At 64.8% G+C, this 10206-nt stretch carries 11 protein-coding genes, 1 tRNA gene and 1 pseudogene; 11 read left to right on the top strand and 2 right to left on the bottom strand.

Annotated features, from left to right (window positions below):
- Together ACK41U_RS14830 and ACK41U_RS14825 are read left to right on the top strand one after the other, a co-directional pair.
- Positions 1-87: pseudogene (locus ACK41U_RS14830) on the top strand (IS3 family transposase); the annotation flags it as partial.
- Between the two features lie 85 nt (positions 88-172).
- A complete protein-coding gene (locus tag ACK41U_RS14825) occupies positions 173-844 on the top strand; it encodes a tyrosine-type recombinase/integrase (protein ID WP_409681631.1) in 672 nt (223 codons plus the stop codon).
- Between the two features lie 26 nt (positions 845-870).
- On the opposite strand, the gene ACK41U_RS14820 is transcribed toward ACK41U_RS14825, so the two are convergent.
- Positions 871-947: transfer RNA gene (locus tag ACK41U_RS14820), tRNA-Arg, on the bottom strand.
- 84 nt (positions 948-1031) lie between these two features.
- Positions 1032-2453 carry a sensor histidine kinase gene (locus ACK41U_RS14815; RefSeq protein ID WP_409681629.1) on the bottom strand — a complete coding sequence of 474 codons (1422 nt, stop codon included), beginning with the start codon at positions 2451-2453 and terminating at the stop codon, positions 1032-1034.
- Positions 2454-2758: 305 nt separating this feature from the next.
- On the opposite strand from ACK41U_RS14815, the gene rpmH reads away from it, so the two are divergent.
- From rpmH to argB, 9 genes are all read left to right on the top strand, one after another.
- Positions 2759-2893, top strand: coding sequence for a 50S ribosomal protein L34 (gene rpmH / locus ACK41U_RS14810; protein ID WP_028725980.1), 135 nt, complete (start codon positions 2759-2761; stop codon positions 2891-2893).
- A gap of 110 nt (positions 2894-3003) precedes the next feature.
- Complete coding sequence (rnpA, locus tag ACK41U_RS14805) at positions 3004-3348, top strand: ribonuclease P protein component (protein WP_409681635.1); 345 nt, start codon at positions 3004-3006, stop codon at positions 3346-3348.
- Positions 3345-3611 (top strand): membrane protein insertion efficiency factor YidD, encoded by a 267-nt coding sequence (gene yidD, locus ACK41U_RS14800; RefSeq protein WP_409681626.1) that lies wholly within the window; start codon positions 3345-3347, stop codon positions 3609-3611. The genes rnpA and yidD overlap by 4 nt, the downstream gene beginning before the upstream one ends.
- Entirely contained in the window at positions 3595-4482 is an 888-nt protein-coding gene (ttcA, locus tag ACK41U_RS14795) for a tRNA 2-thiocytidine(32) synthetase TtcA (protein ID WP_409681624.1), read from the top strand. Before yidD ends, ttcA begins: the two co-directional genes overlap by 17 nt.
- 156 nt (positions 4483-4638) lie before the next feature.
- Positions 4639-5850: an EAL domain-containing protein gene (locus ACK41U_RS14790; RefSeq protein ID WP_409681622.1), complete on the top strand. Its 1212-nt coding sequence runs from the start codon at positions 4639-4641 to the stop codon at positions 5848-5850.
- A 125-nt stretch (positions 5851-5975) separates the two neighbouring features.
- Positions 5976-7835 (top strand): membrane protein insertase YidC, encoded by a 1860-nt coding sequence (gene yidC / locus ACK41U_RS14785; RefSeq protein ID WP_409681620.1) that lies wholly within the window; start codon positions 5976-5978, stop codon positions 7833-7835.
- Positions 7832-8593, top strand: coding sequence for an MOSC domain-containing protein (locus tag ACK41U_RS14780; RefSeq protein ID WP_409681618.1), 762 nt, complete (start codon positions 7832-7834; stop codon positions 8591-8593). Before yidC ends, ACK41U_RS14780 begins: the two co-directional genes overlap by 4 nt.
- Entirely contained in the window at positions 8590-9240 is a 651-nt protein-coding gene (gene yihA / locus ACK41U_RS14775) for a ribosome biogenesis GTP-binding protein YihA/YsxC (protein ID WP_409681616.1), read from the top strand. Before ACK41U_RS14780 ends, yihA begins: the two co-directional genes overlap by 4 nt.
- A 63-nt stretch (positions 9241-9303) precedes the next feature.
- The gene (argB, locus tag ACK41U_RS14770) at positions 9304-10203 is read left to right on the top strand and encodes an acetylglutamate kinase (RefSeq protein WP_409681633.1); all 900 of its coding nucleotides are present in this window, start codon (positions 9304-9306) and stop codon (positions 10201-10203) included.
- Positions 10204-10206 lie beyond the last annotated feature (3 nt).

The following is a 10206-nucleotide window of genomic DNA, read 5'->3' as shown; positions in this document are numbered from 1 at the left end:
ATCGAGCGCTTCTACAACCCGCGTAGACGGCATTCGAAACTGGGCTATCTCAGCCCCATGGAGTTCGAGACCCGCGCTATGCTAGCTGAACCCGCTGTCCACGAAACCGGCGGCAGGCCAATCAGCTGTTTTTACCTATGCCGCGCGCAAGGGCCGGATCAAGGACAACCCCTTGCAGGGCTTCGAACGTATCTATTCCGCTGATCGGTCGGAAATGATCTGGACCGCAGGCGACATCGCCGCGTTCATGGCGTCGGCCTCGCTGGAACTGCAACAGGCTATGATCCTGTCGCTACATACGGGACAGCGGTATGGTGATCTAATCCGGCTGCGTTGGTCGGACTATGCGGGCGATACTGTCAGCCTCAAGCAGAGCAAGACGAAAGCCCGAGTCACCATCTACGCCTCGCAATCGTTGCGGCGGATGCTGGATGACATGACACGTGTCGGGCCCTTCATTCTCGCCCGGCCCGATGGGCGCCCGTGGTTCACTGACGGCAATGACAAAGAACTCGGCAAACAATGGTCGGCGCATATGGTCGCCTGCGGTTTGCGACCCGCTGCCTATGCTGAACTGACCAAGGCCAAGAAGGCCGAGCATTTGCGGTTCAACGATCTGCGCGGCACGGCGGTCACGCTGCTGTCTGAGGCTGGGAACAGCATTCCTCAGATCTGCGCCGTCACCGGCCACACCCTGCAATCGGCAACCCGCATTCTGGAGAAATATCTGGCCATGACACCCGCCCTGTCACGGGCAGCGATCCTGGCCTTCGAGAACAGCCCGGCAACGCAATTTGCAAACCGGCTGCAAACCGGCCCGCAATGGGTCGATCAACCCACCTAAAAATGGAAGGATAACAAGATGGTAAATGGTGCACCCGGAGCGATTCGAACGCCCGGCCCCCAGATTCGTAGTCTGGTGCTCTATCCAGCTGAGCTACGGGTGCAACCTGAGGAGGGGAATTAACGATGCCGCAAACCGAGCGCAAGGGCAAAATCGAAAAAACTTAACCAGGCCTTCTGCCGCGGTTCTACTGCGCCCCGGCCTCTTCGCGCAGCGGCAGAACCGCCATGTCGCGCGGGATGTGGATGCAGAACGCGCTGCCCTCGGCGTCGCTGCGCAGCAGGTCCAGCCGGCCGCCATGTCCGCGAACCAGATCGGCCGCGATGCTGAGGCCCAGACCGGTGCCGCCCTTGCGCGCGTTGCCTGTAAAGGGCTGGAACAGATATTCGCGCGCCTTGTCGGGCAGGCCCGGCCCGGTATCGCCGACGCGGATCCACCATCCGGCATCCGATTCGCCCGCGCCGATCTCGACGGTGCCGGACTGGCCCGTGCCCTCGATCGCCTGCCGCGCGTTGCGCACAAGGTTCGACAGCACACGATACAGCTGATCGCGGTCGGCGCGGATCGTCAGGCTGGGCGGAATGTCGGTCAGGAACTCGACCTTGCCTGCCGCCTCGCCGGCAAGGCTTTCGGCCTCGACCACCTCGGCGGCCAGCTTGGCGAGGTTGAAGCGTGACAGCGTGGGCGAGGGCTCTTCGGCCTTGCCGAAGGCCAGCGTCGTCTCGCACAGGTTGACGGCGCGGGTGATCGACTTGACCAGCTTGGGCGCGGCGCGGCGGACCTTGGGATCGGCGCTGTCCTCCATCCGGTCGGCAAAGATCTGCGCCGTGGTCAGGATATTGCGCAGATCGTGGCTGATCTTGGCGACGGCCTGCCCCAGCTGGGCCATCCGCTCTTTCTGCTTCAGCGACGAGGTGACGGTCTTCTGCATCGACTGCAGCGCCGTCTCGGCCTCGCGCAGTTCGGCCAGCCGGGCATCGGGGATGATGATGTGGCGGGCATCCTCGGGGGCGCTGGCATAGGCCGACATATGGCTGATCACGCGCCGGATCGGCACCAGAATCAGCCGCTGCGCCGCCGCGAAGAGCAGCGCGGCCGTCAGGATCGAGAACGCCGCCGAGACCGCCAGAAGGCGCAGCCCGTAATCAATCATCGCCTCGCGCAGCGGCGTGGTCTCCATCGTGATCTCGATCAGCTGACCCGCCTGATTGACAGGCGCTCCGATCACGCGAATCACCCGGTTTTCCGTCAAAAACAGCGTCGCCAGCGCATCGTCGATGGTCTGCAGCACGCCGTCATCGCGCAGATCATAGGTGGCCGCGACCGGGCCGGGAATGGGCGAGGACAGGACCAGCTGGCGGATGTCGTTGCGGCGCAGCACCACGTTGAAGACGCCCGCGTTCTGCAACAGCTCTGATTCCAGATCGGCGGCCAGCGATTCGTCGGTCGCCAGCAGCGCCAGACTGGCGATCTGCGCCCGCTCCAGCCGCGAATTCAGGTGGTCCAGACGGAAACTGGCCAGCGAAGGCAGCAGAATGAACAGCTCTGCCAGGATGACGAACATCATCGTCAACAAAGCGAATCGGCCAGAGATCGTGTTCAGTCGCATATGATCCGGGTTATGGTCGCACCCTACGCGGTTGTCAGCCGGTAGATGAATGATTTCGTGTTCAAACGAATGTGATCCAGCCTGGGTTCCCTGTCACCCCCTGATCAGGGACGATCGGCTCTGGCCCGCGCCCTGTCGCGGTGCGGCGCGGTTTTTGCAGGCGCAGGCGGGCATCATGGGTTGACGCGGGGGGGCAGGTCAACTATCTGGCTGGCTTCGAACAACCGGCGCGTCTGCGCGGGGTTGCGGCATGGTCGCCGCCCCCAGCCCCGCGTCACCCGCAAGCACCGACCCGGAGACTGACCATGAAGCGCACCTTCCAACCGTCGAACCTCGTTCGTGCGCGCCGTCACGGCTTCCGCGCACGCATGGCCACCAAAGGCGGCCGCCGCGTGCTGAACGCCCGCCGCGCCAAAGGCCGCAAGCGCCTGTCGGCCTGACATCGCGCACCGGCGGGGACACCCGCCACGTAAAGGCTGTCGTCATGCCGCCCCTGCCCCATCCTCTTGCTGAACAGCAGCCACAGGATGTCGGCACGGCGGCATTTCGCATGCCCGAACGGCGGCTGCCAGCCATCCTGACCAAGCGCGCGGATTTTCTGGCCGCGGCGCGGGCGCGCAGGCAAGGCATGCCGGGTTTTCTGCTGCAGGCCCGGCGCCGTGCGGATGAGGGCCTGCCCCGCATCGGGTTCACCTGCTCGAAAAAGATCGGCAATGCCGTCGCCCGCAACCGCGCCAAGCGCCGGCTGCGCGAGGCGGCGCGGCTGGTGCTGCCGGGTCTGGCGCTGCCGGGTTGGGATTACGTGCTGGTCGGACGCCCCGAGGCGACCATTTCACGCGGATTTACAGAGCTTTGCGACGATCTGGACCGCGCGCTGCGCAAGGTGCATGCGTGACGCCGCTGGCGCATCTTCTGGCGCTGCCGGTGCGCGCCTACCGGCTGGTCGCCTCGCCCTGGGTCGGTCATGGCTGCCGCTTTCAGCCGACCTGCTCGGCCTATGCGCTGGAGGCACTGGCGCGCCACGGCGGGCTGCGCGGTGGCTGGCTGACCACCCGGCGCGTCTGCCGCTGCCACCCATGGGGTGGGCAGGGCTATGACCCGGTGCCCGGCGCCGATCCCCAACACGACAAGGAGTGCGGCGATGCTGGACGACGCTGACGACACCGAAATCCATCCGTTGTTCGCAGGCGCTCCGTCCTCGACCGAGTTTCGCAAGCTGCGCAAGCGCCTGATCCGCGAGACCCGCGCCGCGATCGAGGACTACGGCATGATCCGCCCCGGCGACCGCTGGCTGGTCTGCCTGTCGGGCGGCAAGGACAGCTATACCCTGCTGGCCGTTCTGCACGAACTGCAATGGCGTGGGGTGCTGCCGGTCGAGTTGCTGGCCTGCAATCTGGATCAGGGCCAGCCCAATTTTCCGGTGACGGTTCTGCCCGAGTTTCTGGCCGCGCGCGGCGTGCCGCACCGGATCGAATATCAGGACACCTATTCCATCGTGAAAGAAAAGGTGCCGGCGGGCCGCACCTATTGCGCGCTGTGCTCGCGTCTGCGGCGCGGCAACCTGTACCGGATCGCGCGGGAAGAGGGCTGCTCGGCCGTGGTTCTGGGCCATCACCGCGACGATATTCTGGAAACGTTTTTCATGAACCTGTTCCACGGCGGGCGCCTGGCCACGATGCCGCCGAAACTGCTGAACGAAGAGGGCGATCTGACCGTGCTGCGCCCGCTGGCCTATGTCGCCGAGGCGGATTGCGAGCGGTTTTCCCGCGCGATGAACTATCCGATCATCCCCTGCGACCTGTGCGGCAGCCAGGAGGGCCTGCAACGCGTGCAGGTCAAACGCCTGCTGGACGAATGGGAATCACGCAGCCCCGGCAGGCGGCAGGTGATGTTCCGGGCGCTGATGAATGTGCGCCCGTCCCACCTTCTGGACCCCGGATTGTTCGACTTTTCGACGCTTTTTCCGCCGGTCCTGGCCAAAAACGCGGTCGAAGTGCCGAATTTGCGCGATGGAGCGCTGGAACATTAACTGAACCGCAAGCTTTGCGCGTTTAGACATGCCTGCGGTGGTTTCAGTGAAAGGCCCGGCATGTTCAGACAGGTATCCCATCTTTTGTCACCGCTGCGGGCTTTTCTGGGACGGCCCGCGCCCTGTGCGCAGCCGGACCGATCCTGCAGCGTGCTGATGTTGCGGCTGGAGAATACCGGGCTTTTGGGGGATACGCTCGGCAAATCAGCTCTCAGCTATCTGATCGTGCGTCTGTCGATGGCGCTCAGCCGCTCGATCCGTCCCGACGACCCGGTTCAGATCGTCGCCCCCGGCCTGTTTGCGGTCAGTCTGCGCGATCACTCTGATCGCGACTTGGTGCAGGTCGCAAAGCGGTTGCAGCAGCAGGCGCAGGCGCCTCTGACAGTGTCCGGGCGCAGGGTGGTGCCCGTCCTGACGGGGGTCCTCATTCATGCCGAAGGCCGTGACCTGCCAGAGCCCGCTGACCTGATTTGCGCGGCCCGTCAACACCTTGATGACCTGTCGGACAGCGGCCTCGGGCTGATCCACCTGCACGGGTTCGATGCCGCGCTGTCGCAGCGCAGTCGGACGGCCTCGGTCTGCGACGCCGCCGGTGCCGGCCAGCTTGTCGCGCATTTTCAGCCGCAGCTCTGCTGCGATACGGGCGCGGTCACGGGGTTCGAGATTCTGGCGCGCTGGAACCACCCGCATCGTGGGCTGTTGCTGCCTGCCGCGTTTTTTGCAGGTATGACCGACGCCGATCACAGCGCATTGACGCTGGCCATGCTGGATCAGGGGCTGCATGCGCTGAAGGAATGGGACCGTGCGGGCTGGACTGTCCCGACGGTGTCGTTGAACATCTCGGACTGTGAACTGGCCGATCCCGCCTTCGCCACCTGCCTGTTGTGGGAACTGGACCGCCACGAAATCCCTCCGACGCGCCTTGTCATCGAGGTTCTGGAAAGCGTCGGCCCGGTGACCAGCAACGCCGAAACACGGCGGAACCTGACCGCACTGGCCCGCGCGGGCTGCCGCATCGACCTCGACGATTTCGGAACCGGGTATGCCAGTCTCGATGCCATCCGACAGTTCGGCGTCCAACGGATCAAGATTGATCGCAGCTTCGTGACCGGCTGCGATATTGATCCGGCCCAGCAGCGCATGATTCTGGCGATCCTTGCGCTGGCGGACCGCCTTGGCATCGCGGCGCTGGCCGAAGGGGTCGAAACCCGAGAGGAACACGCCTTTCTGGCGCAGATGGGCTGCGACGAGGTGCAGGGCTTTGCCATCGCCCCACCGATGCCGCTGGCCGAGACGACGGCCTTCCTCAACCTGCACGCGGCAGAGCAGCCCCGGCTGGGACAGTTGCTGAAAGGGGGGCAGATCTGACCCTTCGCAGACGCACAAGCCGGTTTTGACGTCCGGCAAATCCGGCTGTTTCGCCATATCTGCTTGACCTTTGGGGGCTGCTTCTGTTGAACCGGCGCGACTGACCCGATGACAGTGGTGACGGCATGGACGACAACAACAGAAATCTGATCCTGGCGACGGTCCTGTCGTTTCTGGTGATCCTGGTCTGGTACACGGTCTTCGCGCCCGACCCGGTCTCGGACCAGCCATCAGGCCAGCCGCTTGCGGTTCAGGGCATCGGCGAGCAGCCGCTGGCCCCGGCGGCCCTGCCCGGCACGACAGCCGCGCCCGGTGCCGACCTGGCCGCAGGCGAAGCCGCGCCCGGCGCCGAGCCGGTCGAACGGGTCGCCATCAGATCGCAGGCGCTTGAGGGCTCGATCTCGCTGGTCGGGGGGCGGATCGACGATCTGCTGCTGACCCGCTATCTGGAAACGCTGGACGAGGGCGCGCCCGAGGTCCGGCTGCTGTCCCCCTCGTCGGCCACCGCCGATGACCGCGTCGATATCAACCTGACCAAGCCCTATTACGCCGTCTATGGCTGGACACCGGGACCCGGCATCGACCCCGCTCTGGTGCCCGGCCCCGCAACTGTCTGGAGCCTCGAATCCGGCGAAACCCTGTCGCCCGGTCAGCCCGTGACGCTGGCATGGGATAACGGCGCAGGCCAGATCTTCCGTCGCAGCTTTGCACTGGACGAGAACTATCTGTTCTCGGTCTCTCAAAGCCTGGAAAACAACGGCGAGGCCGAGTTTTCGGCCGCACCCTATGGCATCATTGCGCGCCATGGCCGCCCCGACACGCAGAACTTTTTCATTCTGCACGAAGGCGTCGTCGGCATGCATGACGGCAGCCTGATCGAGATGGACTATAAAGACCTCGCCGGGCTGGACCCGATTGCACGCGAAGGCCGCGCACAGGTCTTTGACGTCAGCGCGAACGGCTGGATCGGCTTTACCGACAAATACTGGATGACGACGCTGGCACCCGCGCCGGGTCAGGCGTTCACTGCTGTCGTGAAATATGCCGAAGGCGCCGATATCTATCAGACCGAGGCGCGCTTCCCCCTCCAGACCGTGGCGCCGGGCACCGAACTGACCGCCGAAAGCTACCTGTTCGCAGGCGCCAAGGTCTGGGAGGTGATCCGCAGCTACGAAGAGGCGCCGGGCATTCAGCGCTTTGTGGATTCGATCGACTGGGGCTGGTTCTATTTTCTGACCAAGCCGATCTTCCAGTTGCTGCACTGGCTGCATGGCATCATCGGCAATATGGGCTGGGCGATCATCGCGCTGACTTTCGTGCTGAAGACGCTGGTCTTCCCGCTGGCGCGCAAATCCTACATCTCGATGGCCAAGATGAAGGAACTGCAGCCGCAGATGGAAGAACTGAAGGCCCGCACCGGCGACGACCGCATGAAGTTCCAGAAAGAAGTGATGGAACTGTACAAGCGCGAAAAGGTGAACCCCGCCGCCGGCTGCCTGCCCATCCTGCTTCAGATCCCGATTTTCTTCTCGCTCTACAAGGTGATTTTCGTCACCATCGAACTGCGCCACGCGCCGTGGTTCGGCTGGATTCAGGATCTGTCCGCGCCTGACCCGTCAAGCCTGCTGAACCTCTATGGCCTGCTGCCCTTTGGCGTCCCCGCGCAGGGCACGCTGCTGCATTCGATGACGCTGCCTGCTCTGGCGATCGCACTCGGCATCAGCATGTGGATGCAGCAGCGCCTGAACCCTGCCCCGACAGACGCGACGCAGAAGATGATCTTTGCGTGGATGCCGTGGATCTTCATGTTCATGCTGGGCGGTTTTGCCTCGGGGCTGGTGCTGTACTGGGTGACCAACAACGTCATCACGATCATCCAGCAGTACACGATCATGTCGATGCACGGGCACCGGCCGGATCTGTTCGGCAATATCCGCGCCTCGATCCCCAAGCGCCCAAGGGCTGACCGGGACAAAGGCAAGTGACGGCACGCCTGGCTCTGATCCGCCGCCATCCGATCAAGTCGGTCGGCGGTGAGGGGCTGGATCGCGTCACGCTCGCTCCGGCGCGGCGCTTGCCCGGTGACCGCAACTGGGCGGTGCTGACCGAGGCGGGCGAACGCCATGCCGTTGCAAGTCAGACCGACGGGCAGCCGGATCGCTGGCTGCCCAAGTCCTGTTTCGTCCGGGGCGTCGCGTCGCATGCCCTTCAAGCCATCAAGGGCGGCTGGGACGGCACCCAGCTGCGCCTTTCCCACCCGATTCAGGGCGAGATCCGGTTCGATCCGGACACCGACGCCGCCCGGTTTCTGGACTGGCTGCGCCCGCTGTGGCCCGCCGATGCGCCCGCCCCCACGCGACTGGTGCGGGGCGCCGCGATCTGGACCGATCAGAAATGGCCGTGGATTTCGATCCTGTCGCTGGACAGCCTGCGCGATCTGGAAACCCGGCTGGGCCGGTCGCCTGGCACGGATCGCTGGCGGGGCAATCTCTGGCTCGACGGCGCCCCCGCCTGGTCCGAGCGGGACTGGATCGGTCGCGTCATCCGCATCGGCCAGGTCGAACTGCGCATCACCGACCATATCGGCCGCTGCGACGCCACCTCGGCGGACAGCACCACCGGCCAGCGCGATGGCGATATGGTCGACACACTGAACCGCCTCTATGGCCACACCGACTTTGGCGTCTTTGCCGAAGTGGTCACCGGCGGTGACATCCTGATCGGAGACAAGATCACGCCATGAAGGTCGCATTCCCCCTGGCCACCGAGCCGGACGCCGACACCGCCGAGGCCGCGCGCCTGCTGTTCGCGGGCCCGGTCGATTTCGTCAAGGGCGTCGTCCATATGGACGGCCTGCCCCCCGCCGACCGCCCCGAGGTCTGCTTTGCCGGGCGCAGCAATGTCGGCAAGTCCAGCCTGATCAACGCGCTGACCGGGCGAAAGGGGATTGCGCGCGCGTCCAACACACCGGGCCGCACGCAAGAGATCAACTATTTCACCCTGGGCGAGCACAGCTATCTGGTCGACCTTCCGGGCTATGGCTTTGCCAAGGCGCCGGTCGCGGTGGTCGCCAAATGGCAGGCGCTGCTGAAAAACTATCTGGCCGGGCGCGCGACGCTGCGGCGCGCCTTCTGCCTGATCGATTCCCGCCATGGCATCAAACCCGTTGATCACGAGATCATGAAGCTGCTGGACCGCTCGGCCGTGCCGTTTCAGGTCGTCATGACCAAGACCGACAAGCTGGGCCCGAACGCGCTGCAACCCGTTCTGGATCAGGTCGTGGAAGAGCTGCAAAAGCACCCCGCCGCCTATCCTGAACTGATCGTGACCTCGTCGGAAAAAGGTCGCGGCATTGCGACAATGCGCGCGATCATTGCCGGGCTGGACTGATCGCCGCAGGCGTCCTAGGGTCCGCACCGTCGGCAAGGGGCCTCACGGATGAGAAAACAGACAATGAACCCGGACTGGATCGCCACGGCGCGCACGCTTTCAGAGGCGCTGCCCTATCTGCAACGCTATTCGGGCGCGGTCGTCGTGGTCAAGTTCGGCGGCAATGCCATGGGCGACGACGAGGCGATGGCCGAGTTCGCGCGCGACGTCGTGCTGATGAAGCAGGTCGGCATGAACCCCGTCGTCTGCCATGGCGGCGGCCCGATGATCAACGAACTGCTGGCGCGGCTTGGCATCGAAAGCCGCTTCGTGCGCGGCAAGCGCGTGACCACCAAGGAAACCGTCGAGGTGGTGGAAATGGTGCTGTCGGGCCTCGTCAACAAGCGCATCGTTCAGGCGATCAATGACGCAGGCGGGCGCGCGGTCGGCATCTCGGGCAAGGATGACGACATGATGGTCTGCGAGGCCGACGATCCCGAACTGGGCTTTGTCGGCCGCCCGGTCGAGATGAATGTCCAGATCATCCGCGATCTCTATACCGCCGGCATGATCCCGGTGATTGCGCCGGTCGCCACCGGGATGGAGGATAACGAGACCTTCAATGTCAATGGCGACACGGCCGCAGGCGCCATCGCGGGCGCGCTCAGGGCCGACCGGCTGCTTCTGCTGACCGATGTGACGGGGGTCAAGGATGCCACCGGCGAGGTGGTCACCCAGCTTCACCCCGATCAGGTCCGCGCCATGATCGCCGATGGCCAGATCGCGGGCGGCATGATCCCCAAGACCGAAACCGCCCTGGCCGCGCTGGAAGAGGGCGTGCGCGCCGTGGTGATTCTGGACGGCCGGGTTCCCAATGCCTGCCTGCTGGAACTCTTCACCGAACATGGCGCCGGCTCGCTGATCCGCACGACCGAACCGCGGGTCAAGCCGCGCGGTCTGCGGCAGGGCGATACCGGCCTCTAGCCC

The organism is Paracoccus sp. (in: a-proteobacteria), assembly GCF_046289755.1.
Taxonomy (GTDB): Bacteria; Pseudomonadota; Alphaproteobacteria; order Rhodobacterales; family Rhodobacteraceae; genus Paracoccus.
Note: the sequence above shows the minus strand (reverse complement) of the source record. Positions and strands in the feature narration are given on the sequence as shown.

What these genes read in the sequence shown, in the direction of transcription:
- ACK41U_RS14815 (WP_409681629.1), bottom strand. Translation starts at nt 2,453, where the DNA reads ATGCGACTGAACACGATCTCTGGCCGATTCGCTTTGTTGACGATGATG.
- yihA (WP_409681616.1), top strand. Translation starts at nt 8,590, where the DNA reads ATGAAGGTCGCATTCCCCCTGGCCACCGAGCCGGACGCCGACACCGCC.
- ttcA (WP_409681624.1), top strand. Translation starts at nt 3,595, where the DNA reads ATGCTGGACGACGCTGACGACACCGAAATCCATCCGTTGTTCGCAGGC.
- ACK41U_RS14790 (WP_409681622.1), top strand. Translation starts at nt 4,639, where the DNA reads ATGTTGCGGCTGGAGAATACCGGGCTTTTGGGGGATACGCTCGGCAAA.
- yidC (WP_409681620.1), top strand. Translation starts at nt 5,976, where the DNA reads ATGGACGACAACAACAGAAATCTGATCCTGGCGACGGTCCTGTCGTTT.
- argB (WP_409681633.1), top strand. Translation starts at nt 9,304, where the DNA reads ATGAACCCGGACTGGATCGCCACGGCGCGCACGCTTTCAGAGGCGCTG.
- rpmH (WP_028725980.1), top strand. Translation starts at nt 2,759, where the DNA reads ATGAAGCGCACCTTCCAACCGTCGAACCTCGTTCGTGCGCGCCGTCAC.
- rnpA (WP_409681635.1), top strand. Translation starts at nt 3,004, where the DNA reads ATGCCCGAACGGCGGCTGCCAGCCATCCTGACCAAGCGCGCGGATTTT.